Raw genomic sequence first — 23,480 nt, 5'->3', positions numbered from 1 at the left:
CCCACGGCCAGCCTGTCACGCCGGTGGCAATGCCTCCAGCGGGCTGAGCACCTCGTGCAGCAGATCGGTGGCCACGTGGGTGTACACGGTGGTGGTCTCCAGGCGCTTGTGCCCCAGCAGAACCTGGATGACGCGGATGTCCACCTTGTTCTCCAGCAGGTGCGTGGCGAAGCTGTGGCGCAGCGTGTGCATGGAAACGCGCTTGTGAATGCCGGCCGTATCGGCCGCATCGTGCACGGCGCGGTTGAGCTGGCGCGGGGTGAGCGCGTCGGTCGGGTTCATACCCGGGAACAGCCAGCCACCGGGCAACATCCGGCCCTGGGCGTGGGCGATGCGCCACCAAGTCCGAAGGCGCTGCAGCAGGACCGGGCTGAGCATGGCGTAGCGGTCCTTGTGGCCCTTGCCTTGTTCCACCCGCAGCGTCATGCGCTGACTGTCCACGTCGGTGACCTTCAGGTTCACGACCTCGCTGGCGCGAAGGCCCGTGCCGTAGGCAACCGACAAGGCCACCTGGTGCTTGACGTTGCTCGCGGCGGCGATGAGCCGCGAGACTTCCTGCGGGCTGAGCACAACGGGCAGTCTGCGAGGAAGCTTCACCGGGTGCATCCTGACCATGATCTCTGGTCGACCCACGGTGACCTCGAAGAAGAAGCGCAGGGCGGTGAGCGTGACGTTCAACGTCGCGGGCGAGGTGCCCGTGTCGACCAAGTGCAGTTGGAAGCCGCGCAGGTCCTGCTCGGAGGCAGTGTCAGGCGAGCGATGCAGGTAGGCGGCGAGCCGGCGCACGGCGCGAATGTAAGCCTCCTGCGTGCGGCGCTCCAGCTTGCGCATGCGCATGTCCTCGAGCATGCGTTGACGCAGTGGGGTGACCCCCGAAGTGATCGTGTCCATGGTGGCTGCTCCGTTGATGGCGAGGCGAAATTGCCTCGCCGCCAACGGTGGCGGCAACCGGGTCACAACATGTCCATGGGGGTGCGCGAAGCGCCTACCGCGAGAGCGGTTTCGTTCTTCGCTGCACAACGGAATTCCAACGTCGGCCTTTCGATAGCCATTCCGGGGCAGCCCAAAGCAGACCTTGCCGTCACCTGCACTCGACGCGTACAGTCTTTCGTCAGGCCTCGCCGAACCATCTCGCTGCTGCCTGCGCGGCTTCTCCAGCTCCAGGTTTTGTATCGCTGGCCCAAGCGACGAAACCGTCGGGTGTCAGGAGCAGCGCGGTCAGGCCAAGGGGATCAGTTACGGAAAGTGCGACGTACACGATTCGATCTGACCAGCGGCCTGCCAGCGTCTGGAGCGTGGCGTCGGTATTGAAATCCAGCAAGAGACCTATACCGCCTTCGAAATGCTCGCCGAGTCTGGTGCCATCGGCACCGTCGCGAGCCAGATTCCGGCGCATGCCGACCTGTCTTACAGAGGCACGTGCCGGATTTGCATGATTCCAGGCGAAGGCGCAGACCGCCGAGGCGCTGCGCTTCTTCAAATGGTCACTGGAGCAAGGCAAGTCCGACGCGCGCGCACTGAACTACGTGCCGCTCCCGGACAGCCTGGTTCAGCGCATCGAGGACTACTGGGCGGGGCCGAGTCGCTAGACGCGCTCCAGGACGGTGGCAATGCCTTGCCCTCCGCCGATGCATTGCGTGGACAGCGCGTAGCGCCCGTTCTCTCTCACCAGCAGCGCCGCTGCCTTCCCGGTGATGCGCGCGCCGGTGGCGCCGAGCGGATGACCGATGGCCAGCCCGCCGCCGTCCAGGTTCACCGTGGCCATGTCCAGGCCCAGGTCGCGGATGCAGGCCAGCGCCTGCGATGAAAAAGCTTCGTTGATCTCGACCACGTCCAGGTCGTCGACCGTCAGGCCGGCTCGCTGGAGCGCCTTGCGGGTGGCCGGAATCGGGCCGATGCCCATGATGGCCGGGTCCACGCCCACGGTCGCGAAACTGCGCACGCGTGCCAAGGGCTGCAGGCCGTAGCGCGCGGCAAATGCATCACTGGTGACGAGCACTGCGGCAGCACCATCCGTCAGGGGCGACGAGGTGCCCGCCGTCACCACGCCATCGGGCCGGTACGCTGGCTTCAGCGCGGCCAGCGCCTCCAGTGATGTGGCGGGCCGGATGCAGCCGTCCACGTCGACCAACTCGCCGCCGGGCAATGCAATCGGCACGATCTCGGCGGCCAGGCGCCCCTGCTCGCGGGCCGCGGCAGCTTTCTGGTGCGACTGCAAGGCCAGCAGTTCCTGATCTAGCCGGCTCACGTTCCAGCGTTGCGCCACGTTCTCCGCGGTCTGGCCCATGGAGACGTAGGCGTCCGTGTTCTCCTTGAGCTCCGGATTGGGCGAAAAGTTGAAGCCGCCCTGCGGCACCATGCTCATCGACTCCACGCCGACGCACAGGAATGCGTCGCCCATGCCCGCCTCGATCTGCGCCGCGGCGATGTGCACCGCCTGCATCGAGGAGCCGCAAAAGCGGTTCACCGTCATGCCGCCCACCGCGTGTGGCAGGCCCGCCAGCAAGCCGACGATGCGCGCGATGTTGTTGCCCTGCGCGGCTTCAGGGTAGGCGCAGCCCATGATCACGTCCTCGATCAGCGCGGGGTCGAGATCGGTGCGCTTGAGCAGGCCCTGGACGACATTGGCCGCCAGCGTGTCGGGCCGCACCTCGGCCAGGCGTCCCTTGCGGGCAAAGTGGAATGGGGAACGTGCATAGGCACTGATGACGGCTTTCATGGTCTTTCTCCTGGTTCTCGATGCATGCCGATTGGACGGCGTCCGATGATCTTGATGTGGTGTTGGGGTGATGAGTGGTGACTCAGAGTTGGCCGACGTCCAGGATGGCCTGGGCAAACGCCGCGGGCGCTTCCTGGGGAAGGTTGTGGCCAATGCCGCCCGTGATCAGCCGGTGCTCATACGGGCCCGAGAACTTCTTCGCATAGGCGCCCGGCTCCGGATGGGGAGCGCCATTGGCGTCGCCTTCCATCGTGATGGTGGGCACCCGGATGTCCGGCGCCTTCGCCAGCCTGGCCTCGAGCGCGTCGTACTGGGGCTCGCCCTCTGCCAGGCCCAGGCGCCACCGGTAGTTGTGGATGGCGATGGCCACATGGTCCGGGTTGTCGAAGGATGCCGCACTGCGCTCGAAGGTGGCATCGTCGAACTGCCACTTGGGCGAAGCCAGCTTCCAGATCAGGCGGTTGAACTCGCGTCGGTACTTCTCGTAGCCGTCGCGGCCGCGCTCCGTGGCGAAGTAGAACTGGTACCACCACTGCAGCTCCGCCTCCGGCGGCAGCGGTTTGCGGCCCGCGTCGCGGTTGCCGATGAGGTAGCCGCTGACCGATACCAGCCCCTTGGTGCGCCCCGGCCACAGCGCGGCCATGATGTTGGCGGACCGTGCGCCCCAGTCGAAGGCACCGACGATGGCCGAGTCGATGCGCAGGGCATCCATCAACGCGATCGCATCGCTCGCCAGCACCGATTGCTGGCCGTTGCGCGGCGTGTCATTGGAAAGGAAGCGCGTCGAGCCGTAGCCGCGCAGGTAAGGCACGATGACTCGCAAGCCCTGGGCCGCGAGGATCGGGGCCACGTCGACGAAGGCGTGAATGTCATAGGGCCAGCCGTGCAGCAGCAGGACCGCAGGCCCGGTGGCCGGGCCGACCTCTGCATAGCCGACATTGAGTGCGCCTGCATCGATCTGCTTCAGTGATGCAAATGACGTGTGCGTGTCCGGCTTCGCGCCGGCCGTGCTGGCAGAGGACGCCTTGCCCGCCTGCGCGAACGCGGGCTTGCCGAGCCCCCAACTGGCTGCCGCCGCCGCAAGGACGGCGCTGCCCAGAAAGCCGCGGCGAGGGGCGTTGATCGCCGGGGCGCTTTGTTGCGTGTTCATTGGAATCATCTCCATTGCGCTGTTGAATGCGACGTGGCCAGGCGAGTGTCCCGGATGCAAGAGGGGCACCCAGGACGCGCGCCTGGGTCGCATCAGGCCAGCGTGTACTTCACGTCCACGTTGCCGCGCAGCGCCTTCGAGTACGGGCAGGTCCTCTGCGCGGCATCGATCAGGCCCTGGGCGACATCGCGGGCCAGGCCGGGTAGCTTCACGTTCAGGCGGGCCTGAAGGCTGTAGCCGTCGTCGCCCAGCACCAGGTCGATCTCGGCATCGACCGCCGTCTGCGGCGGCAGCGCCACCTTCAGCTGCGCGCCGGCCAGCGCCATGGCGCCCTGGAAGCAGGCGGACCAGCCGGCGGCCAGCAGCTGTTCCGGGTTGGTACCGTTGCCGCTCTTGCCGGGCACGGTGTGCGTGATGCGAAGGCGGTCGTCATCGCTGCGAGAAAAACCGCCATCGCGGTTGCCGGCGGTGTGGACGCGCGCGGTGTACAGCACCTTCTTGTTGACTAGCGTGATCATGGTGACTCCTGAAATGTGGGAAGGAATAGACTCGGACCGAGACTTTCGGATCCACCTTCAGGTTAGGTGTGGCGATGATTTCGAGGTACCCACCGATGTCGGGCCGGCATCTACAACCGAAGTCGGAGAGCTCGCGCGACCGGGGCGTTACTCAGCCTTCGAGCAGAGGCACCACCGCATCGCCGCGTCGCGCGAGAAATGCGTCCTCGGCCACCAGCCCGCGTGAGGCACCGATGCGCGCCGCGTGGGTGCGGGTGCTGGCGCCCAGCTTGCTCATGATGGCGCTCATGTGCGACTTGACCGTGGCAAGCTCGATGTTGAGTGCGCGTGCGATGTGTTTGTTGGGCTGCCCCGATGCGACCAGCTTGAGCACCTCGACTTCGCGCGCCGTCAGTGTGGCCCGCGTCAGGCTGTCCGCCATGCGCTGGGCGACGGCCGCACTCAGGTAGCGAACGCCTTGGGCCACCGCGGTTACCGCGTCGATCAGTTCGCCGAGCGCGCCGCCGACGAGCAAGTAGCCGTGCACGCCCGCCTCGATGGCGCGGCGGATGTCGTTCTCGCGCTCGTTCGCCGTCAGCGCCAGCACCCGCGACTCGCCCCAGATGCCGCCCACGCGCCGAGTGGCCGGGTCCACCAGCCGCAGCGCGCCGTCATAGTCGGCCACCACCGCATCGATGCGGGGCCCATCGGGCCCCAGGTGGTCGACGCCATGCACAAAGACCTCGAACATGCCGTGCTGCCGCAGTGCCGCCACGAGTCCGGCAGACAGGATCGGATCCGGGTGATGGATCAGGATGTTCGAGCGCGAGTTCTGGTGGTTCATGCAAGCTCCGTGTCGGTTCAGGAAAACTCGAAATCGCTCAGGTCGATGGCGACCATGAGCAGGTCGCGCACCGGCTTCAGGTCCGGTCCGCGCACATAGGCACGGCGGCTGGGCATCTTCAGGCCCTGCACGTCCACCACGCGGTCGACGTACTGCGCGGCCGGGAAGGCGCCGGCCACGTCCACCTGGTAGTCGTGGCGGCGCAGCAGCAGGTCCTTCTCGTCGAAGTAGAAGTCCTGTTCGCGCGAGTGGCTCGCGATATGCGCGGGGAAGGTCGCGCGCAGGCCTCGCCAGCGCTCACCGCTCTCTTCCACCGGGTCGATCTCGCGCACTTCGAAGCCAGGCATGGCCATGAAGAAGGGGGTGGTGAGATAGGTCCACATGGCGTAGCCGTTGAAATAGGCGCGGTGCAACGGGTTCCACGGCGTGGTCAACGTGTGGCGGGCGAAGGATTCGCGCGGGTCGGCCAGTTCCTTGACCACCTCGCCTTCCAGCGTCTCGATGGCCACGCGGTCGGGCCGGAAGCTGGTGCGCCAGTTGGCCTGCTCGAAGGGCGCGACCGAGGCGAATTCTTCGTGCGTCGAGATGCGCATCTGACGTGGGGCGGCGTCCTGGATCAAGCCCTTGAGCGGCCACAAGCCGCCGCCGGAGACGATTTGCGCACGCGCGGTGCTGAAGCGGTTCCAGCGATCGAGGCCGCCGTGGGCTTCCAGCACGTCCTGCAACAGCTTGTTCATGGCGCGTCCTTTCGAATTGGGTGACGGCCAGAAGGTAGTCGCGCTGGCTCGAATCAACCAGCCCGCGCGCTGCAAAACATCATTTCATCCAGCCCTCTAACTCGCCGCGCCCCGGCCTCCTAGAGTGCCTGCATTTCCTTCAGCAGCACCCACGAGGCAAGCCATGAGTCCCATCCACAAGCGCAGCGTCATCTATGCGAGCAAGATCGCGGCGGCCACGCTGGCCGCCATGCTGTCGGCGCTCTGGCTGAACCTGCCGCATCCCGGCTGGGCGGGCCTGACGGTGTTTCTCACCAGCCAACAACTGGGGGCCGTGTCCGGCTCCGTCGTCTCGCGTTCCGTGTACCGGGTAGTGGGCACCGCGCTGGCGGCGGCCGGCATTCTCCTGTTCATCCCCATCATCAATGCGGCGCCGGAAATGCTCCTGGCGGGCATTGCGACCTGGGTCGCGCTGCTGCTCTATGTCTCGCTGCTGGACCGCAGCCCAAGCAGCTATGTGTTCCTGCTGGCCGCCTATACCTTGCCGCTCATCGGGCTGTCGTCTGCCAGCTCGCCGTTGTCGGCTTTCGATACGGCGCTGTGGCGCGTCGAGGAAGTCGCCCTGGGTGCTGCCGTGTCGGTCGCGGTGCACACCGTCTTCGGGCCGCGCGAAGTCAAGCCGCTGATGGTCGCGAGGCTGAGTGCCACGCTCGCCGACGCCAAGCACTGGATCCTGCAAGGCCTGGGTGCCACGCCCACGGACGACCGCGCGCAACAGGCACGCGCACGCTTGGCCGCCGACCTGACCGAAGCGCGCACCCTGGCCGCCGTATTGCGCTTCGAGCCCGGTATCGGCGCGCGGGACATGGGCGTGGTGATTTCGCTGGAGGAACGCGCGCTCGCCTTGCTGCCGCTCTTGGCCGGCGTAGAAGAACGGCTCGCCGCCACCCGCTCCGCAGACCCCGCGTTGGCCGTGAAGATCGACCAACACCTGGATGCCGTGCGGCGCCATCTCGAACAGCCGCGCGACAACGGCGACGCCGCCCGACTGGCCGACAGCGGGCGCACCCTCGTCGACATCGGGCGCACCCACCTGCCGGACAGCGAGCTGCTGGCCCTGGGCGCCATGGAACGCCTGGCCGAACTGCTGCGGACCTGGGACGAATGCTTGGCCCTCATGCACCAGCTGGAAAATCCCGCGAAGGCGCCCGACGCAACCATCCAGCGCCTGATGGCCGTCGCCTCGCCCCGCGTGCTGCACATCGACCACGGGCTGGCGGCCCTGTCCGGCCTGTCAGCCGCTGTGGCCGTGCTCTGTGCCGGCGCGCTGTGCTGGGCGCTGGGTTGGGACCAGGGCGCCATCACCGTGGGCCTGGCCGCGGTGGGCAGTTGCCTGTTCGCCTTCCTGGACGATCCGCGCCCCTTCCTGCGCCTGATGATGATGGCCACCGGGCTGGCCGTGCCGGTGGCTGCGCTGTACGTGTTCGCGATCCTTCCCGCGGTCGACGGCTACCTGGCGCTCGCCATGGTGCTGGCGCCCCTGCTGTTCACCAGCGCCTTCTTTCTTTCCATTCCCAAGTGGACGGTCCCGGCGCTGGGCTTCACACTGGTGGTCGTCACGTTGATCTCGGTGCAGCCGGTCCAGGCAGGCGACTTCTCGAGCTTCATTGCGACCGCCATGGGGTCGCTGCTCGGCACCACCATTGCGCTGACGGTCACCTCGCTCGTCCGGGTGATCGCCGCAGCCGCCGGAGTCCGCCGACTGATGCATGCGGTGTGGCACGACCTGGCCGACATCGCGGACGGCCAGCGCAGCGTGACGCGCGCGGCATGGGCCAGCCGCATGATGGATCGCATGGGCTTGTTGCTGCCGCGCATGGCCGCGGCCCAGGGGCCCATGCGCGCCCGGGCCGAACATGCGCTGGACGACCTGCGCCTGGGCGTGAACATGTTGGATCTGCGCGAGACGGCGCTGCAGGTGGCACCCCAGCCGCGCGCAGCCATCGACGCGGCCCTGCTGCAGCTTGCGGCGCACTTCCGCCAACGGCTGGCCCAACCCGACGCCGCGCCGGGCGCGGCCATAGCCCGGTCGATCAACCAGGTGATCGCCGATCTGAACGACATCGACCCAGGCCCTCATCGCTCGCAGGGGCTTGCCGCAGCCACGGGCCTAAGGCTGGCCTTGCTCGCGCCGGCCGCTGCCGCCGCTGGCGCCCACGGAGACAACTCATGATCACCGACCTCAACCTCTTCGGCCTGTTTATCAGCGCGGGCCTGGCGACCGCGCTGCTCGCGGCATCCGCCCTGGCCGTCGTGGCTCGCGTGATGGCCGCCACGGGTGCGTACCGGTGGGTGTGGCACCCGCCGCTTTTCAACCTCGCGCTCTTCGGCGTGCTCTGGCTGGCATTGGCCATGGTCGCCGCGCACTTCCAGAACGACCTGGCCTTTCTGTTGGGATGAACATCATGGCAATACCTGCAAAGAAGATTCTGAGAATGGGCGTCACAGCCGCGGTTGTCGCGGCCGGCGCCTGGGCGAGCCACGCGCTGTGGCAGCACTACCGTGAAGCACCCTGGACGCGCGATGGTCGGGTGCGGGCCGAGGTAGTGCAAGTCGCGCCTGACGTGTCGGGCATCGTCGAGCGCATCGCCGTGCGTGACAACCAGGAAGTGCACAAGGGCGACCTGCTTTTCTCGGTCGATCCGGTTCGCCCGAAGATCGCCTTGGCCCAGGCCGAGGCAATGGTCCGGGGCCTGAAGTCTCAGATTGCGCAGGCACAGCGCGAGAACCGCCGCAACCGCGACCTGGGCGAGCTGGTGCCGGCCGAAGCCAGCGAGCAGAGCGCGCAAAAGCTCGAACAGCTCAACGCATCCCTCGCGCAGGCCGCGGCCGCCGTCGACAACGCGCGGGTCAACGTCGCGCGCACGCAGGTCGTGGCGCCTGTGGACGGCTGGGTCACCAACCTCGACTTGCGCCCCGGCACGTATGCCACCACCGGGCGCCCTGCGCTGGCCTTGATCGACAAGGATTCGATCCACGTCGTGGGCTACTTCGAAGAGACCAAGATTGCCCGCGTCCACGCGGGCGACCCGGTGCGCGTACGGCTCATCGGCGAGCCCAAAACGCTGACCGGCCATGTCGAGGGCATTGCGGCCGGCATAGAAGACCGCGAACGCAGCCCGAGCTCGAACCTGCTGGCCAACGTGAACCCCACCTTCAACTGGGTACGGCTGGCACAGCGCATTCCCGTCCGCGTGCGGCTGGACACGCTGCCCGACGACCGGCGCCTGATCATGGGCCGCACCGCGACGGTTGACGTGGTGGACGCTGGCCGGGGCCACGCGAGCGTGCGCGAAGGAGTGCAGCCATGAAAGCCCGCCTCTGGCTTGGGATGGCCGCTGCCGCACTGCTGGCCGCGTGTGCCAGCCTGGTGCCGCCGGTGGCGCCCCTGCCTGCCGACGCCGCCGTCAACAAGCCGGCCGCGCAGGCCGGCTTCATCGATGCGGATCACGCGAACGTCGCGCAAGACCCCGTGCCCAACGATTGGTGGCGGCTGTACGACAGCCCCACCCTCGACAGCCTGGTGCAGCAAGCCCTGGCGGCGAACACGGACCTGCGCGTGGCCGTGGCGAACCTGCGCAAGGCCAACGCGGCGCTCGACCTGGCAGGCGCCGCCCAGGAGCCCACCACCACCCTCAGCAGCAATGTGGGCTTCGGGCGGCGCTCCGCACAGGAAGAGCTGCATCCCGGCAACCCGCTGCCCAGCAAGTGGGTCTATGGCGCGGGCTTCGGCGTGTCCTACCAACTCGACCTGTTCGGGCAGATCCAGCGCAGCGTCGAGGCGGCGCAGGCCGACGTGGGGGCCGCCACGGGCGCACGCGACTCGGTGCGGGTGACCGTGGTGGCCGAAACCACGCGCGCCTACCTGGAGATGTGCTCCGCCGGCCGCGAGATCCGCATCGCGCAAGGCCAGGTGGACCTGCAGGCCCAGAGCACGCAGCTGACCCGCCGGCTCGCCGCCAACGGGCGCGCCGCTTCGGTGGACGTGGAACGCTCCAAAACGCAGGAGGAGCAGGTGCGCGCCAGCATTCCCACGCTGCAGGCACAACGGCGGGTGGCCTGGGTGCGCCTGGCCACGCTCACCGGCAGGGCGCCGCAGGAACTGCCCAGGCAGTTGGAAGACTGCGCGCAGGAGCCGCTGCTGCGCCAGCCCCTTCCCGTGGGCGACGGCGCCAGCCTGCTCAAGCGCCGGCCGGACATCCGGCGCGCCGAGTTCGAGGTCCTGTCGGCCGCCGACCGCATCGGCGTGGCCAAGGCCGACCTGTACCCCAAGGTGGCGCTGGGCGCTTCGGTGTCATCCGTCGGCACGGTGGCGCATGCCTTCCGCGACGACAGCCTCAAGTTCTCGCTGGGCCCGCTCATCACCTGGGAGTTCCCGGATCGGGCACGGGCGCATTCCCGCATCCGCTCGGCCGAGGCCGACCGCGAGGCCGCGCTGGCGCGTTTCGACGGCATCGTGCTGGCTGCATTGAAGGAAACGGAAAGCGCACTGGAGGTCTATGCACGCGACCAGGAGCGGCGCGCGATCTTGCAGGCCGCCCGGGCGCAGGCCCAAGCGGCTGCCAAGGACACCCAGCGCCTCTTCGATGCGGGCCGCGTGGGCTACCTGCCGGTGCTCGATGCGCTTCGCACTCTGAGCCAGGTGGAGCAGAGCCTGGCGGCCGCGGAAAGCCGCGTCGCCGCCGACCAGGTCAACCTGTTCCTCGCGCTGGGCGGCGGATGGGCCAGTGCGCAGCCCGCGTAGCTTGGCCGCGCCGTGATTGTTGCGATCGCAGCAATGAGGTACTGACGGATAGACGGTTTTTCTTTACGGGTCGCCGCCACAAACTTCATCGCACAGGGTAGTCATTCATTCATTGCTCTGTCTTGAACCCGTTACTCGACTCAACCACTCACTCACTCACACCATTGAAGGAAACCGAAATGCAAAGCTCGAAATTCATCGCCGCCGCCGCCCTCTCGCTTCTCGCCGCGGTGGGTGCCCATGCCGAATCGTATGAAGGCGTGACGCCCCCGGTGTCGGCCAACTCGCGCGCCGCCGTGCGTGCAGAGGCCGTGATTGCCGCGTACAGCGACAACCCCTATGCCGAAGGTGCCTCGTCGCACGTCACGGCCTTGCCCTCCTCATCGGCTGACCGCAGCGAGGTGCGTCGCACGGCAGTGGCGGCGGCCCATGGCCCGGACCACTACTCCGACAGCTACGGCCAAGGCGTGGTCGCTGTCTCGCGCGGCTTCGTCGATCGCGCCTCGGCGCGTGCCGACGCGCGCACCGCCGCCCGTTCGCCCCAGGATCCGTTCTGACACGCGCGCGCCGGGTCCGACCCTCACATCTGCAGGAGAACTCACATGCAAACGATCGACAAGTCCCGTCCTGTTGCCTTGGTCACGGGTGCGTCCAGCGGCATCGGTGCCATCTACGCCGACAGGCTGGCCCGTCGCGGCTTCGACCTGATCCTGGTGGCGCGCAGCGAAGCCAAGCTCAAGACGCTGGCTGCTCGCCTGCAGGCCGAAACCGGCCGCAGCATTGAAGTGCTGGCGGCCGACCTGACGGCCAAGGAAGGCGTGCTGCGCGTGGAGAAGCAGTTGGCGTCCGACGAGCGCATCGAACTGCTGGTGAACAACGCCGGCATCGGCGCCACCCGCCCCCTGGTCGACTCCGACGCCGACAGCCTGGAAGACATGATCCAGCTGAACGTGACCTCCCTCACGCGCTTGACCCGGGCGGTCGCTCCCGGCCTGGCACGCCGCGGCAAGGGCGCCATCATCAACATCGCCTCCGTCGTGGCGCTGGCACCGGAGCTGCTCAACGGCGTCTACGGTGGCACCAAGGCCTTCGTCCTGGCCTTCACCCAGTCGCTCCAGCATGAACTGGCGCCGCAAGGCATCCAGGTGCAGGCCGTGTTGCCGGGCGCCACCCGCACCGATTTCTGGGAAGTCTCCGGCAAGCCGGTGGACGAGCTGCCCGGCGAGATCGTGATGAGCGCCGAGGACATGGTCGACGCCGCCCTGGTCGGCTTCGACCGGAAGGAACTGGTGACCATTCCAGCCCTGCCGGACGCTGGCGACTGGGACCGCCTCGAAGCGGCGCGCCAGGCCCTGGGCCCCAACCTCTCGCGGGCCAGCGCGGCGCAGCGCTATCAGGCCGCCTGAGCACTCCGACCCCGAAGGTGAAATGCCATGAGAACCATGATCTACAGCGCCATGCTCGCCGCCCTGGCGATCAACGTCGGCGTGAAGGCGCACGCCGCCGAGCCCCGTCCCCAAGCGCCAACGGTCGTGGTGGTCCATGGCGCCTTCGACGACGGCTCGTCGTGGAACAAGGTCACGGCCCTGCTGCAGGCCAAGGGCCTGAAGGTGGTGTCGGTGCAGAACCCGCTCACCTCCCTGGTCGACGACGTGGCAGCCACCTGGCGCGCCCTGGACGATGTGCCGGGACCGGTGGTGCTGGTGGGCCACTCCTGGGGCGGCGCCGTCATCTCAGAGGTGGGCGGCGATGCCCGCGTGAAGTCACTGGTCTATGTGGCGGCCTTTGCGCCCTCGGAAGGCCAATCGGTGGCTGACCTAGGCAAGGGCTATCCCCAGCCGCCCGGCGCGGACTTCATCACGAAGGACAACGCCGGCTACCTGCGCCTGAACGCCGAGGGCATGCGCAAGCACTTTGCCCAGGATCTGCCCCCCGGCACCGTTCGTTCCATGACGCTGTCCCAGGGTCCGATCAGCGCCGGCAGCTTCAACGAGAAGGTCGTCACCGCCGCCTGGCGGACCAGGCCCTCGTGGTACGTGCTGACGGAGCACGACCACATGATCGACCCGGGCCTGCAGAAGGCCATGGCGGAGAAGATCTCGGCCCACATCGTCAGCGTGCCGACGTCGCATGTTCCCCAGCTGGCCAGGCCGGCACAGGTCGCCAACGCGATCGCCGCGGCTGCCGCGGGTGCTGCCGAGTAAGAGCAACCAGGATCCACATGGACGACATCCAGTTTCCCCGCGGCGCCGAGCATGAGCTGACGCGCCAGCGCCTGGCCGCGGGCTCGCTCATCGAGGAAATGCGCGCCGACCCGCCGTCTGGCGTGCGCTTTCGCACCGACGCGGAGATGGAGGAATCGCTGCAGGCCATCCTGCGCGACCACGATCCTTCGCAGGACCTGCATGTGTTCGGCTACGGCTCGCTCATGTGGAACCCTGCGATGGACGCGGCCCACGCCAGTCTGGTACACGTGCAGGGTTGGCATCGCAGCTTCTGCCTGCGCAGCTTTCTGGGGCGCGGCTCGCCGCAGGCCCCGGGTGCCATGCTCGGGCTGGACAACGGCGGCGCATGCCGCGGGCTGTTGTTCCGCATCGAAGCCGCCAAGGTTCCGGCGGAACTGAAGCTGCTGTGGCGCCGCGAGATGTTCCCCGGCGCCTACGACGCCCGGTGGATCCAGGTGCGTGGCGCACCCGGTGCCCACCGCGCCCTCACCTTCGTGGTGAACCGGCGCCACGAGCGCTACATCGGCAGGCATCCGGTGGCTGAAGTCGCCCGGCTGATCCGCACGGGCCACGGCTCTTTGGGCACTTCGCTGGCTTACTTCGATGCGACCATCGACGCGCTCTCGCGCTTCGGCATCCGCGATGCCGGCATGGAACGCCTGCGCGTCGAGCTGGCCCGCACCGGGGCGCTCAACTCAGGCGCAGGCTTTCATGCCGGTCGAACAGCGCAATGGTCCAGTCGATGAACACGCGGACCTTGGCGCTCAGGTAGCGGTTGGGCGCGTACAGCACGTTCACCGCAATGTCCGGCGTCTTCCACTCTTCCAGCAGCGAAACGAGCGTACCCGCCTTCAGGGCATCGCTCACGGCGTAGCTGGGCGCCTGGATGAAGCCCAGGCCCGCCACGCCGGCCGCGACATAGGAGTTGGTGTCGTTCACCACCAGCCTGTGTTCCAGCGTGATATCGGCTGCTGAGCCATCGCCGTTCGAAAAGCGGAAGTCCATCGCTCGTCCCGTGCGCGCCGAAACCATGCCGACTGTCGGGCAAGTGCGCAGCTCCTCCGGTGTCGCCGGTGCCCTGCATGCCTTCAAGAAGGCGGGGGAGGTGCAGGTGGTGAAGCGAAACAGGCCGATCCGCCGGGTCACCATCTGCTGCTCGACCACCTCGCCGGCGCGAATGGCGCAGTCCACGCCTTCGGCCACCACATCCGTGCGCCGGTTGCTCACGCCCAGCTCGACCTCCACATCCGGATACTGCCGATAGAAGTCGGCCAGGGCGGGGACGATAACCATCGAGCCGATGGCCGCCGGCGCCTCGACGCGCACCTTGCCCACGGGCTTGCCCTGGGACATGCGCGTGGACGATTCGATGTCCGCCAGGTCGGCCAGCAGGCGCACCACCCGCTCGTAGTAGCTGGCACCTTCGGGCGTGACGGTGACCGAGCGCGTGGTGCGGTGCAGCAGCCGCACCTTCAGGTCTTCCTCCAGCCCCTGGATCAGCCGGGTGACCGTGGCGTTGGGCACGTCCAGCGTGTCGGCTGCCTTGGTGAAGGTCCCAGCCTCCACTACGCGGACGAAGGCATTCATCGCGGTGATGCGGTCCATGCTGGCGGCTCCTCCGGTGTGATGCGGAGGGCCATGATAGAGCCGGCGCGCGGGTCAGGCTTGAGCCGAAGTGCGCCGAGTGGCCATCAACTTGGCGGTCGTGATCTGCACCACCTCGCCGCGTTGATTGAGCGTCTTGGAACGCAGCACCGCAACGCCGCGGTCCAGGCGGGAGCGGGAGGGAATCAATTCCACGATCTCGCTCTCGACATGCAGCACGTCTCCGGGACGGGCGGGTGTCTTCCATTCGACCTCTCCGCCCGCACCGATGATGCCGTTAGCCAGGCGGGGGCCGCCGGTCACCAGCAGACGCATGGTGATGGCGGCCGTGTGCCAGCCGCTGGCGGCCAGCCCGCCAAAGATCGTTGCGCGTGCCGCCTCGTCGTCGAGGTGGAAAGGCTGCGGGTCGAACTTGCTAGCAAAACGCTTGATGTCCTCGGCCTTCAGCTCATGGGTGCCGCTGCGGAACTGGTCACCGATGTGGAGGTCGTCGAAGAAGAGAGGTTGCTGGCTCATACGCCCATCCTTGTTGAAGCTGAAAAGCTGCCGGGGAACGGTACAACTTTAGGAAGCTTCGGGCGAAGCGCAAAGGCGGCCAGGCGCAAAAGCGCATTGCAGTTTCGTCAACAACGCGTTCCGCCATCCCGGCCGATTCTTGCAATCGCCGCAATGGCGCCTTGTCGTGGATCGCCTTTTTCCAAGGCGGCCCCAGGACTAGATTGAAGGCATCGCAGCCATTGGAGTCGCCACCATGAGTCCCACCAGCGACATCGATTCCCGCGGAGCCTTCGAGCTCCGCTTCCAGTCCCTGTTTCACCTCGGACGGGGATTTGCCTTCCCCTGCGATGCGCATGGCTTGGTGGATATGTCCACCCTGTCGGAACGTGGGCGCAACAACTACCTGTTGGCACGGGCCATGGTGGGGCGCGAGTTCGCGCAGCCCAGCGTGAGCGCCACCTAAATCCGAAGCCAGGAGACCGTCATGCCCCATTCGCCCAGCCTCGCATCGAACGTGGCACTCCAGCTCCTGTCACTGCCTGCCGATCCGGCGGCAACGACGCCCTGGCACGACCTGCATCTGCTCGTCGATGGCATGCCCGTCCACCTGCGACTGATCGAGCCGGGTGACCTGGAACGCGAAATCGAGTTCGTCGCGGGCCTGTCGCCGCGCACCGGCTACCAGCGGCTCATGTCCGCCAGGAAGCCCACCCTCGCGGAACTGCAACGCTGGACCGCGATCGATCGGGAACATGAAGGCGCGGTGGTGGCCACAGCCATCGTCGACGACCGCGAGCAGCAGATCGCCGTGGCGCGCTATGTCATCGACGGACCGGACGGCCAAGCGGATTTCGCCATGGTCATCACCGACGCGTGGCAGGGCAAGGGACTGGGGGCGCACCTGCTGTTGGCGCTGGTCGACCTTGCCAGGCTTTCCGGTGTCAGGCGCCTGGTGGGCACAACCCTCTCCGAAAACCGCAAGATGCTGAACCTGGCGCGCCGCCTGGGCTTTCGCCCCCGCCGGCAGGCAGGCTCGGCGATCATCACCGAGCTCACGATGGATCTGAACGCCGCGCCCGAGCTCGTCCATTGAGCGCGCTCAGGCCAGGCGCGCCACTCGTTCTTCCTCGAGGTACGGCGAGATGTTCGCCATGGCGCGCGCCACGTACGCTTCCTTCTCTCCCACCGGGGCCACGTAGTCGATGGCGTAGCGTGCCGCCTCCACGCCCGCCAGGCGAGCGATGAACCACGCCGCCATGTAGTGCGCCGAGAGGCAACCGCCGGCGGTGGCGATGTTCTCTTTGGCGAAGAAGGGCTGGTTCAGCACCGGCACCCCGGCTTCTTCCACCCAGGGCTTGGTCGTGACATCGGTGCAGGCCGGTACATCGGCCAGCCAGCCCAGCTTGGCGAGGATCAGCGCGCCCGAGCATTGCGCGCCCAGCAGTTGCCGCGTGGGGTCGAACTGCAGTTGCGACATCAGCGAGCGGTCGGCCACCACGTCCCGGGTCTTGATGCCGCTGCCCACCAGCACCGCGTCGGCCTCGCACGCATCCTGTAGCGAGGCATGGGTGTCGATGACCAGCCCGTTCATCGAACGCAGCCTGGGCGTGGGGCCGGCAATCGATACCCGCCAGTCGGGCCGCTTGATCCGGTTCAGGATGTTGAACGCGATCAGGGAATCGAGTTCATTGAAGCCGTCGAAGGTCAGGATGGAGATGTGCATGGCGTCCTCGCGGGGGTGAAAGCGTTGTGTGCTGCCATGGTAGGGTCGACAATCAATACACTCAAATAATTGTCATGGATACATAGCCCATGCCCCAGGCGCGCTACAAGGAACTGGTCGACCGGCTCGCGGGCGACATTCGCGCGGGCCGCTTGCGGGCGGGAACTGCGCTGCCGACCCATCGCAAGCTCGCGGCGCGCGAAGGCATTGCGCTGGTCACCGCCACCCGCGTCTATGCGGAACTGCAGGCCATGGGCCTGGTCAGCGGAGAAACCGGGCGCGGCACCTTCGTCAAGGAGGCCTTGCCTCGGGGCGAAGGCATCGACCTGCACGCCGTGAGCGCGGACATGGTGGACCTGAGTTTCAACTACCCCGCCCTGCCCGACCAGGCAGGCCTGCTCAGGGCGGCTTTGCGGCAACTGGCGGCCACGGGCGACCTCGAGTCGCTGCTGCGCTACCAGCCCCACGGCGGGCGCGAGCATGAGCGCGCGACGGTGGCACGGCACCTGGCCAGCTGCCGCATCCCGGCCTCGCCCGACACGGTGCTGCTGGTGAGCGGCGCGACCCATGGGCTGGCGACCACCGCCATGGCCCTGTTCGAGCCTGGCGACGTGATTGCCGCCGACGCACTGACCTATCCGGGCTTCAAGCTGGTGGCAGAAACCCAGCGGCTGGAACTCGTGCCCATTCCCTCGGCCGGAAATGGCCCGGACCTGCAGGCGCTGGCAGGCCTGTGCAAGCGGCGGCGCGTGCGCGGCGTCTACACCATGCCCACGCTGCACAACCCGCTCGGCTGGGTCATGGGCGCGGCACGACGGCGGGAACTGGTCGCCATCGCGCGGCAGCACGGCTTGATCCTGATCGAGGATGCGGCCTATGCCTTCCTCGCCACGGAAGCGCCGCCGCCCCTGGCCGCCCTGGCGCCCGAGTGCACGGTCTACGTCAGCGGCTTGTCCAAGAGCGTGGCCACCGGCCTTCGCGTGGGCTTTGTCTGCGCCCCGCAGGAATGGGTTCACAAGATCCGGGGCGCTATCCGCGCGACGACCTGGAACACGCCAGCGGCCATGACGGCCATCGCCTGCGGCTGGCTGGAGGATGGCACCGTGGCCCGCCTCGAAGACGAGAAGCGGCGCGACGCGGCAGCGCGCCAGGGCGTCGCCGACCAGGCGCTGGGCCGCCTGAAGAAGGTCGGCTATCCCAATTCCTACTTCCTCTGGCTGCCACTGGCCCATGAGGTGCGGGCCGATGCCGTCGCGAAGGCGCTGCTGCGCGAGGGCATCTCGGTATCGACGGCGGCCCCCTTCTCCACAGCCGCCCAGGTGCCCCACGCCATCCGCCTGGCGCTTGGCTCCGTCGACCTGGACAAGCTCAGGCAGTCCCTGCAGACGGTGGCACGCGTGATTGGCGACCACACCTTCTGACAAGGGACTGCCCGGCGCGGCCCGGCGACGCGTGCGGCTAGTGCTGCGCGCGCAGCGGCCGGAACGCAGCGCGCAGTTCTTGCGCGAACAGCTGCGGCTCTTCCCAGGCAGCGAAGTGGCCGCCCTTCTCCACCTCGTGGAAGTAGCTGAGATTCGGGTAGGCGCGCTGTGCCCAGCTCCTGGGCGCCCGATAGATCTCGCCGGGGAACACGGTCACGCCCACCGGCACCTTGATCTCCCGCGTTCTCTGCTCCACCACATTGAAATTGTTGTTGTTGTTCTCCCAGTAGAGCTGCGCCGACGAGGTCGCGCTGTTGGTGAGCCAGTACAGCGTGATGTCGTCCAGCATGTCGTCGCGGCTGAGCGAACGCTCGGGCACGCCGCCGCTGAAGGTCCAGTCGGCGAACTTGTCATAGAACCACGCGGCCTGGCCCACCGGCGAATCCGCCAGGCTGTAGCCCAGGGTCTGCGGGCGCGTGACCATCACGCCGGCGTAGCCGCCGCCTCGGGTGTACAGGCGGTTCATCGAGTCGTAGGCCGCCTTTTCCTTTGCGGACAATCCAGCCGGCGCCGGCCCGCCCGTCTTGAGTGCGGCGGCCACGTCTGCAGGCACCGTGGCGGGCATGTTGACGTGAATGCCCAGCAGGCCCTTGGGCGCCTGCCTGCCCTGCGCCTGCGCCACCACCGACCCCCAGTCGCCGCCCTGCGCCACGTACTGCGTGTAGCCCAGGCGTCGCATCAGTACGTCCCACGCGCGGGCCATGCGCTCGGGTCCCCAGCCGGTGTCGGTGGGCTGCTCGGAAAAGCCATAGCCCGGCATGGACGGAATGACCACGTCGAAGGCGTCTTCCGCGCGGCCGCCGAACGCGGTGGGATCGGTCAGAGGACCGATCACCTTGAGCAGCTCAAACACCGAGCCCGGCCAGCCGTGCGTGATGATCAGTGGCATGGCATTGGGATGCCTGGAGCGCACGTGGATGAAGTGGATGTCCAGCCCGTCGATGCGCGTGACGAACTGCGGCTGCGCGTTCAGCCGCGCCTCGGCCATTCGCCAGTCGTAAATGGTGCTCCAGTAGCCCACCAGTTCCTGCAGCTTGTCCAGCTGCACGCCCTGCGAGCGGTCCGAGACCGTCTCCTTGTGCGGCCATCGGATCCTCGCCAGGCGCTGTCGCAGCGCGGCCAGTTCGGCTTCTGGAACCTGCGCCTGGAAGGGGCGCACGCTGAGGTCGGGAGCGGCGTCCGTCGGCGCCGCCAGCAGCGGCAGGGTTGCGGCAAGGCTTGCGAATGCCAGCGTGGTGCTGGCCAGGGTGCGCCGTGGCAGGGTTCGCCAGGCAATGTTGAACAACATGGAACTCTCCTTCGGTTGGAACATGAACCGACCAACGCCCACCGCCAGTCGATGGACGAAGTCTGGACAGCCGAAGGCCTGGCGTCGTCCGACTGGAGCCGCACGGATCTCTCGAACCGAAGTCGCACAAGGTGTTCGCGACTATTCCAGAAGCGGGAAAGGCGGTTTGCGCAAATGCGGCTTTTTCTATCGCGGTCCCCCACCTAAAGTGGATCCACGGGCCTGCAAGACGCAGCCCGCCGCCCACTAGACGGAGAACCACCATGCATCCACTACGCAAGCTGCGCGAAGCCGGCAGCTCGACACCCGCCCAGGTAAGCGCACTGCTTGCCGACAACGTCGTCTTCAGCAGCCCCATCCTGGCCCGCTCGATCGCGGGGCGTGAAGCCGTGTCGGCCATCTTCGCCCAGTCCAGCTCCACGCGCGGCAGCGGCACCTACACCTCCGAGCTCAAGATCGATGAGCGAACCACCTTCCTGCGCTGGGAAGGGAGCATCGAGGGCCGCAAGCTCGAGAGCCTGGAAGTCATCGTGGACAACGAGCAAGGGCTGATCGTGGAACGAACCATTGCCATGCGACCGTATCCCGCAGTGAAGCTGTTCCGCGATGCCATGTACGCATCGCTCAAGGACAAGCTGCCGCCCGATGTCTGGGACTACCCGGCGCAGTAGCGCGGGATCGTCATCTTTCGAGGTGCTTCAGCATGACCAGCGATCTCTACGGTCCGACCCGGCTGCTGCCGGGCCAGAAACTGCGCCTGTCCATCGACAAGGGCTTTTCACTGGTGGCCGAGCAAGGCACGGTGAGCGTGGTGTCGCCGCCCACCTGGTTCGGCGACACGGTCTTCACCAATCGCTCTGTGCTCTTCGAAGGCGAGGCCTATGTGGCCGAGGACGACGGATGGATCGAGGTGTGCGCCATCTCGCCGGCGCGCGTGCACGCGCTGCCGCGCACTCGCACGCCTTTTTCCTGAGCATGGGGAGCCGCGTGCGCTTGGCGCCCATCAAGCCAGGGCGTCCGCAATGGCTTGGTAAAGCGGCAGCGAGATGTGATCGTTTGCCAGGTTGGAAGCGGTCGGCATCGATGCAAATCGCGCAATCACGACTTCGGCCTTGGGGTCGATGTAGAGCGCCTGTCCGTAGATGCCGCGCGCCGTGATGGCACCGCTGGCGTTGTTCGTCATCCACCACTGGTTGCGATAGGACCACTCCTTCAGGGAAGCGAACGCACCCGCGGCAAAGACCGCCTTCTCTTGTGCGCTGGCAGGCTGGAACAGGGCATCGCACACCTGCGGGTCGAACACCCTTTGTCCCATCAGGCTGCCGCGACAGCGCAGCAGCTCTCCCACCCGGGCCATGTCCCGCAGGGCGCAACTGAAGCCCACGCCGGCGACTGCAGCGCCCACGCTGTCCACGTTGAAATAGGCATCGTGCTCCGCACCCATGGGCACCCAGACACGCTCGCTCAAGAGCTGCGACAGCGGCTTGCCACTGGCGCGCACCACAATCCAGGCCAGCACGTCCGACAGCGGCGTGATGTACACGAAGGCCTTGCCATGCTCGCCGTTGCGCTGCATGGCATTGGGAAGGTAGTCGGCCAGGTGCGTCGGCCCGGTGTAGTCGGCCGAACGTTCGCGCAGGCCGGACGGCACCCCGTAGGACCGGATCTCGGCCGCAGGGTCCGCATAGTTCTCGGACCACCTGGCGGCGATCGTCATGTCGAGGATGTTGCGCACGGTCGCGTCGCCGAAGGTCTCGCAGTCCAGCTCCGGTACGTAGCGGGTGACCCTGGCCCTGTCGTCGATCAGGCCTTGCACGATGAGATCGACCGCCAGCATGCCGACCATCGATTTCGTGACGGAGAAGCACAGGTGGGGCTGGTCCGGGCCGCCCTCGCCCCGATATTCCTCGAACACGATCGAACCGTTGTGCAGCACGACGAGTCCGTCCAGATACGTTGCTTCGAGGGCCTCGGGGAAACGCATGTCCGCGCCGGTCAACGTCCTGATTCGGACGCCGGAAAGATCGCGTTCGTTTCGAGGCAGCGGCGCCGCCGCGCCCGTACCGCGGGAGACGCGCTGGGTGGGCGCGAGTTCCCGCCAGTGGCTGGCGCTCCAGCGCAGTTAGGGAAATTCGAGCGCGTTGGAAAGCACGACGCGCTTGTCCTCGGGAGGCGGCGAGCCGCGCATCAGCCCGTTCGCGCGCGGATCGGTTTCAGATGCCGTGCCGACGGTTTCCGCGTTGGCGACCGGCAAGGGGGTGGATTCTTGCGCCATGGCTATCGAACGAACACCGGCGCACGCTTCTCCTTGAACGCGGCCCGGGCCTCGATGTGATCGGCGCTGCGCAGCGCGACACGCTGGAACTCCAGTTCGGCCTGCATCTGCTCTGCAAGCCCGTTGCGCAGGCCGCGCGCAATCAATTGCTTGATCATGGCCGGCCCCCGGCTCGGACCATCCTTCAACTTGCGCGCCGTCTCCAGCACGGCGTGCTCGAGTTGATCGGGCGGGACGGTCTTCCAGATCATTCCCCAGGCGGCCGCATCGGCGGCGGGCAGCTTTTCTCCCAGCAGCATCAGTCCGGTGGCACGGGCCCGCCCCAAGGCCTGCGGCAGCAGCCAGCTGGAGCCCAGGTCCGGCACCAGGCCGATATTGACGAAGGGCTGAAGGAAGAAGGCCGACTCCGAGGCGATGACGATGTCGCAGCTCAGCGCCAGGCTCATGCCCGAGCCCGCGCAAGGCCCGTTCACCGCGGCGATCGTCGGGATTTCCATCCCGGCAAGCATCCGGAACGGTGGCACGAAGTAGTCGCGCAGGAACTCGTCCGGGTCATTTTCATCCAGCCCGTCGCGCGGCGCCGCAAGGTCGGCGCCGCTGCTGAAGGCGCGGCCCTCGCCCGTCAGCACCAGGCAACGTGCCGGCGACGCGATCACGGCTTTCAATGCGGAACGCAGCTCGACCAGCGACTGCTGGGTGAAGGCATTCAGGCTCTCGGGACGCGCGAGCGTGATCGTCGCGATGCCGTCGTCAATGCGAAGGCGCAAGGTCTCGTAGGGGGTGGTGGTCATGGCGCGACCTCAGCTCAGATCGCGCACCGGCTTCCATTCGTCCCACTCGGTCGATACCGGTGGTGGGGGATGTGCGGGCGTGCTCTTCTGCGCGCATTCACTGGCGGGAGGGGTGGAACTCATGATTCGCTTCCTTGCTTGTGGGACGTCGTTTCTGACGAAGCAAGTGTGCGATTCGACGGCGTTCGGACTAAGGTCCCGCGGTGAAAAACACCATTTCAGAAATGCGAAGGGCCGCGCGGCGCGCGACCCCGAGGGAAGCAGGCGCGACGCGGCCCCAGCGTTTCTGCATCGCTTCGGGCAGACATGCTTGGCGTAACCCCCATATGAGATCGCGGCGCGGCTGTTAAGCATTCCCCGCAGGGTCAGCGGAATCTTTCTCGCGTCGTCTCCTTCCCCGTCCTATTCGCCGGACTCATGTTCATTTCGCAGCGTTGCGCGCCCGGTTGGGCTTCGATGAAGACAGCGACCGCCCCCACGCATTCCTGCACTTCGCCCACAGCACACGAGGCCTCATCGTCCCGCCTCACGCAGCGGCCTGTGACGCTTCTGCCCGAACGTGCGAGTTCCTGACCAGCCTTCAGACCAGCGCCACGAGATTGAGTCTAGTGACTGGCTGCTGTCGAACGGATGGCGCGACGCCGACGAAGGGGAAATCCTGGCCCGCGATACGACGGCACCGCAACCACGGTAAGGCTGCATTGGGCACGAACCGGTAGATCCGCCCTGCCCTCCCCTTCGGCCGCTTTCGTTAAGGGTTGTGGGACAGCTGCCCGGCAGACGCGCAGCGCATAGATCGACCATGACCTGAGGGCAGGTGTCCCTCAAGCCTCGAGGGAGGAAACCGCGGAGCACAGCGCGGCG

Annotated in this window: 27 protein-coding genes; 13 read left to right on the top strand and 14 right to left on the bottom strand. The window is 67.2% G+C overall.

Annotated features, from left to right (window positions below; translation table 11 throughout):
* Positions 1-15: 15 nt before the first annotated feature.
* The 7 genes from QTH97_RS35220 to QTH97_RS35190 all read right to left on the bottom strand — a co-directional run bounded on the left by QTH97_RS35220 (position 16) and on the right by QTH97_RS35190 (position 5,947).
* Positions 16-891, bottom strand: coding sequence for a tyrosine-type recombinase/integrase (locus tag QTH97_RS35220; RefSeq protein ID WP_286573309.1), 876 nt, complete (start codon positions 889-891; stop codon positions 16-18).
* Positions 892-1,111: 220 nt separating this feature from the next.
* A complete protein-coding gene (locus tag QTH97_RS35215; RefSeq protein WP_286573308.1) occupies positions 1,112-1,480 on the bottom strand; it encodes an aromatic-ring hydroxylase C-terminal domain-containing protein in 369 nt (122 codons plus the stop codon).
* Between the two features lie 105 nt (positions 1,481-1,585).
* On the bottom strand, positions 1,586-2,719 hold the full coding sequence (locus QTH97_RS35210; RefSeq protein WP_286573307.1) for a thiolase family protein: 1,134 nt from the start codon (positions 2,717-2,719) through the stop codon (positions 1,586-1,588).
* Positions 2,720-2,801: 82 nt separating this feature from the next.
* Positions 2,802-3,869: an alpha/beta fold hydrolase gene (locus QTH97_RS35205; RefSeq protein WP_286573306.1), complete on the bottom strand. Its 1,068-nt coding sequence runs from the start codon at positions 3,867-3,869 to the stop codon at positions 2,802-2,804.
* Positions 3,870-3,961: 92 nt separating this feature from the next.
* The gene (locus QTH97_RS35200) at positions 3,962-4,387 is read right to left on the bottom strand and encodes an Ohr family peroxiredoxin (RefSeq protein WP_286573304.1); all 426 of its coding nucleotides are present in this window, start codon (positions 4,385-4,387) and stop codon (positions 3,962-3,964) included.
* A 151-nt stretch (positions 4,388-4,538) separates the two neighbouring features.
* Positions 4,539-5,210, bottom strand: coding sequence for a response regulator transcription factor (locus tag QTH97_RS35195; RefSeq protein WP_286573302.1), 672 nt, complete (start codon positions 5,208-5,210; stop codon positions 4,539-4,541).
* Between the two features lie 17 nt (positions 5,211-5,227).
* Positions 5,228-5,947, bottom strand: coding sequence for a hypothetical protein (locus QTH97_RS35190; protein WP_286573301.1), 720 nt, complete (start codon positions 5,945-5,947; stop codon positions 5,228-5,230).
* A gap of 163 nt (positions 5,948-6,110) precedes the next feature.
* Between QTH97_RS35190 and QTH97_RS35185 the strand changes: the two genes are divergently transcribed.
* The 8 genes from QTH97_RS35185 (at position 6,111) to QTH97_RS35150 (ending at position 13,701) form a co-directional block, all read left to right on the top strand.
* On the top strand, positions 6,111-8,159 hold the full coding sequence (locus QTH97_RS35185) for an FUSC family protein (protein WP_286573300.1): 2,049 nt from the start codon (positions 6,111-6,113) through the stop codon (positions 8,157-8,159).
* Complete coding sequence (locus QTH97_RS35180; protein WP_286573299.1) at positions 8,156-8,386, top strand: DUF1656 domain-containing protein; 231 nt, start codon at positions 8,156-8,158, stop codon at positions 8,384-8,386. Before QTH97_RS35185 ends, QTH97_RS35180 begins: the two co-directional genes overlap by 4 nt.
* Before the next feature lie 35 nt (positions 8,387-8,421).
* Complete coding sequence (locus QTH97_RS35175) at positions 8,422-9,297, top strand: efflux RND transporter periplasmic adaptor subunit (RefSeq protein WP_444813513.1); 876 nt, start codon at positions 8,422-8,424, stop codon at positions 9,295-9,297.
* Positions 9,294-10,730, top strand: a complete 1,437-nt coding sequence (locus QTH97_RS35170) for an efflux transporter outer membrane subunit (protein WP_286573297.1) — start codon at positions 9,294-9,296, stop codon at positions 10,728-10,730. The genes QTH97_RS35175 and QTH97_RS35170 overlap by 4 nt, the downstream gene beginning before the upstream one ends.
* A gap of 179 nt (positions 10,731-10,909) precedes the next feature.
* Positions 10,910-11,287 carry a helicase SNF2 gene (locus tag QTH97_RS35165; RefSeq protein WP_286573296.1) on the top strand — a complete coding sequence of 126 codons (378 nt, stop codon included), beginning with the start codon at positions 10,910-10,912 and terminating at the stop codon, positions 11,285-11,287.
* A 45-nt stretch (positions 11,288-11,332) separates the two neighbouring features.
* Complete coding sequence (locus QTH97_RS35160; protein ID WP_286573295.1) at positions 11,333-12,136, top strand: SDR family NAD(P)-dependent oxidoreductase; 804 nt, start codon at positions 11,333-11,335, stop codon at positions 12,134-12,136.
* A 27-nt stretch (positions 12,137-12,163) separates the two neighbouring features.
* Entirely contained in the window at positions 12,164-12,934 is a 771-nt protein-coding gene (locus QTH97_RS35155; protein ID WP_286573294.1) for an alpha/beta fold hydrolase, read from the top strand.
* A gap of 17 nt (positions 12,935-12,951) precedes the next feature.
* Positions 12,952-13,701 (top strand): gamma-glutamylcyclotransferase, encoded by a 750-nt coding sequence (locus QTH97_RS35150; RefSeq protein ID WP_286573292.1) that lies wholly within the window; start codon positions 12,952-12,954, stop codon positions 13,699-13,701.
* Here QTH97_RS35150 and QTH97_RS35145 read toward each other — a convergent pair.
* Positions 13,646-14,560 (bottom strand): LysR family transcriptional regulator, encoded by a 915-nt coding sequence (locus QTH97_RS35145; RefSeq protein ID WP_286573290.1) that lies wholly within the window; start codon positions 14,558-14,560, stop codon positions 13,646-13,648. The genes QTH97_RS35150 and QTH97_RS35145 overlap by 56 nt on opposite strands.
* 54 nt (positions 14,561-14,614) lie before the next feature.
* On the bottom strand, positions 14,615-15,076 hold the full coding sequence (locus QTH97_RS35140) for a MaoC family dehydratase (RefSeq protein ID WP_286573288.1): 462 nt from the start codon (positions 15,074-15,076) through the stop codon (positions 14,615-14,617).
* 235 nt (positions 15,077-15,311) lie between these two features.
* Here QTH97_RS35140 and QTH97_RS35135 point away from each other — a divergent pair, with 235 nt between their 5' ends.
* Complete coding sequence (locus tag QTH97_RS35135; RefSeq protein WP_286573287.1) at positions 15,312-15,521, top strand: hypothetical protein; 210 nt, start codon at positions 15,312-15,314, stop codon at positions 15,519-15,521.
* 51 nt (positions 15,522-15,572) lie between these two features.
* Entirely contained in the window at positions 15,573-16,151 is a 579-nt protein-coding gene (locus QTH97_RS35130; protein ID WP_286573285.1) for a GNAT family N-acetyltransferase, read from the top strand.
* A gap of 6 nt (positions 16,152-16,157) precedes the next feature.
* On the opposite strand, the gene QTH97_RS35125 is transcribed toward QTH97_RS35130, so the two are convergent.
* Positions 16,158-16,781, bottom strand: a complete 624-nt coding sequence (locus QTH97_RS35125) for a DJ-1/PfpI family protein (RefSeq protein WP_286573283.1) — start codon at positions 16,779-16,781, stop codon at positions 16,158-16,160.
* An 89-nt stretch (positions 16,782-16,870) separates the two neighbouring features.
* Between QTH97_RS35125 and QTH97_RS35120 the strand changes: the two genes are divergently transcribed.
* Positions 16,871-18,202 (top strand): aminotransferase-like domain-containing protein, encoded by a 1,332-nt coding sequence (locus QTH97_RS35120; protein ID WP_286573282.1) that lies wholly within the window; start codon positions 16,871-16,873, stop codon positions 18,200-18,202.
* A 37-nt stretch (positions 18,203-18,239) separates the two neighbouring features.
* On the opposite strand, the gene QTH97_RS35115 is transcribed toward QTH97_RS35120, so the two are convergent.
* Positions 18,240-19,550 carry an epoxide hydrolase family protein gene (locus QTH97_RS35115; RefSeq protein WP_286573281.1) on the bottom strand — a complete coding sequence of 437 codons (1,311 nt, stop codon included), beginning with the start codon at positions 19,548-19,550 and terminating at the stop codon, positions 18,240-18,242.
* A 263-nt stretch (positions 19,551-19,813) separates the two neighbouring features.
* On the opposite strand from QTH97_RS35115, the gene QTH97_RS35110 reads away from it, so the two are divergent.
* The gene (locus tag QTH97_RS35110; RefSeq protein ID WP_286573280.1) at positions 19,814-20,221 is read left to right on the top strand and encodes a nuclear transport factor 2 family protein; all 408 of its coding nucleotides are present in this window, start codon (positions 19,814-19,816) and stop codon (positions 20,219-20,221) included.
* A gap of 32 nt (positions 20,222-20,253) precedes the next feature.
* Entirely contained in the window at positions 20,254-20,523 is a 270-nt protein-coding gene (locus QTH97_RS35105) for a hypothetical protein (protein WP_286573278.1), read from the top strand.
* A 30-nt stretch (positions 20,524-20,553) separates the two neighbouring features.
* Here the strand turns inward: QTH97_RS35105 and QTH97_RS35100 are convergent, their stop codons facing one another.
* The 3 genes from QTH97_RS35100 to QTH97_RS35090 all read right to left on the bottom strand — a co-directional run bounded on the left by QTH97_RS35100 (position 20,554) and on the right by QTH97_RS35090 (position 22,616).
* Positions 20,554-21,534 (bottom strand): serine hydrolase domain-containing protein, encoded by a 981-nt coding sequence (locus QTH97_RS35100; protein ID WP_286573276.1) that lies wholly within the window; start codon positions 21,532-21,534, stop codon positions 20,554-20,556.
* 138 nt (positions 21,535-21,672) lie between these two features.
* Positions 21,673-21,804, bottom strand: coding sequence for a hypothetical protein (locus QTH97_RS35095; RefSeq protein ID WP_286573274.1), 132 nt, complete (start codon positions 21,802-21,804; stop codon positions 21,673-21,675).
* A 23-nt stretch (positions 21,805-21,827) separates the two neighbouring features.
* Positions 21,828-22,616: an enoyl-CoA hydratase-related protein gene (locus QTH97_RS35090; protein WP_286573273.1), complete on the bottom strand. Its 789-nt coding sequence runs from the start codon at positions 22,614-22,616 to the stop codon at positions 21,828-21,830.
* Between the last annotated feature and the right edge of the window lie 864 nt (positions 22,617-23,480).

The sequence above is a fragment of the Variovorax gracilis genome (genome assembly GCF_030317115.1).
Lineage (GTDB): Bacteria > Pseudomonadota > Gammaproteobacteria > Burkholderiales > Burkholderiaceae_C > Variovorax > Variovorax gracilis.
This window is presented reverse-complemented; position numbering and strand designations above follow the sequence as displayed.

Coding starts and splice junctions, on each gene's coding strand:
- QTH97_RS35220 (WP_286573309.1), bottom strand. CDS start 891: ATGGACACGATCACTTCGGGGGTCACCCCACTGCGTCAACGCATGCTC.
- QTH97_RS35210 (WP_286573307.1), bottom strand. CDS start 2,719: ATGAAAGCCGTCATCAGTGCCTATGCACGTTCCCCATTCCACTTTGCC.
- QTH97_RS35205 (WP_286573306.1), bottom strand. CDS start 3,869: ATGAACACGCAACAAAGCGCCCCGGCGATCAACGCCCCTCGCCGCGGC.
- QTH97_RS35200 (WP_286573304.1), bottom strand. CDS start 4,387: ATGATCACGCTAGTCAACAAGAAGGTGCTGTACACCGCGCGCGTCCAC.
- QTH97_RS35195 (WP_286573302.1), bottom strand. CDS start 5,210: ATGAACCACCAGAACTCGCGCTCGAACATCCTGATCCATCACCCGGAT.
- QTH97_RS35190 (WP_286573301.1), bottom strand. CDS start 5,947: ATGAACAAGCTGTTGCAGGACGTGCTGGAAGCCCACGGCGGCCTCGAT.
- QTH97_RS35185 (WP_286573300.1), top strand. CDS start 6,111: ATGAGTCCCATCCACAAGCGCAGCGTCATCTATGCGAGCAAGATCGCG.
- QTH97_RS35180 (WP_286573299.1), top strand. CDS start 8,156: ATGATCACCGACCTCAACCTCTTCGGCCTGTTTATCAGCGCGGGCCTG.
- QTH97_RS35175 (WP_444813513.1), top strand. CDS start 8,422: ATGGGCGTCACAGCCGCGGTTGTCGCGGCCGGCGCCTGGGCGAGCCAC.
- QTH97_RS35170 (WP_286573297.1), top strand. CDS start 9,294: ATGAAAGCCCGCCTCTGGCTTGGGATGGCCGCTGCCGCACTGCTGGCC.
- QTH97_RS35165 (WP_286573296.1), top strand. CDS start 10,910: ATGCAAAGCTCGAAATTCATCGCCGCCGCCGCCCTCTCGCTTCTCGCC.
- QTH97_RS35160 (WP_286573295.1), top strand. CDS start 11,333: ATGCAAACGATCGACAAGTCCCGTCCTGTTGCCTTGGTCACGGGTGCG.
- QTH97_RS35155 (WP_286573294.1), top strand. CDS start 12,164: ATGAGAACCATGATCTACAGCGCCATGCTCGCCGCCCTGGCGATCAAC.
- QTH97_RS35150 (WP_286573292.1), top strand. CDS start 12,952: ATGGACGACATCCAGTTTCCCCGCGGCGCCGAGCATGAGCTGACGCGC.
- QTH97_RS35145 (WP_286573290.1), bottom strand. CDS start 14,560: ATGGACCGCATCACCGCGATGAATGCCTTCGTCCGCGTAGTGGAGGCT.
- QTH97_RS35140 (WP_286573288.1), bottom strand. CDS start 15,076: ATGAGCCAGCAACCTCTCTTCTTCGACGACCTCCACATCGGTGACCAG.
- QTH97_RS35135 (WP_286573287.1), top strand. CDS start 15,312: ATGAGTCCCACCAGCGACATCGATTCCCGCGGAGCCTTCGAGCTCCGC.
- QTH97_RS35125 (WP_286573283.1), bottom strand. CDS start 16,781: ATGCACATCTCCATCCTGACCTTCGACGGCTTCAATGAACTCGATTCC.
- QTH97_RS35120 (WP_286573282.1), top strand. CDS start 16,871: ATGCCCCAGGCGCGCTACAAGGAACTGGTCGACCGGCTCGCGGGCGAC.
- QTH97_RS35115 (WP_286573281.1), bottom strand. CDS start 19,550: ATGTTGTTCAACATTGCCTGGCGAACCCTGCCACGGCGCACCCTGGCC.
- QTH97_RS35110 (WP_286573280.1), top strand. CDS start 19,814: ATGCATCCACTACGCAAGCTGCGCGAAGCCGGCAGCTCGACACCCGCC.
- QTH97_RS35105 (WP_286573278.1), top strand. CDS start 20,254: ATGACCAGCGATCTCTACGGTCCGACCCGGCTGCTGCCGGGCCAGAAA.
- QTH97_RS35100 (WP_286573276.1), bottom strand. CDS start 21,534: ATGCGTTTCCCCGAGGCCCTCGAAGCAACGTATCTGGACGGACTCGTC.
- QTH97_RS35090 (WP_286573273.1), bottom strand. CDS start 22,616: ATGACCACCACCCCCTACGAGACCTTGCGCCTTCGCATTGACGACGGC.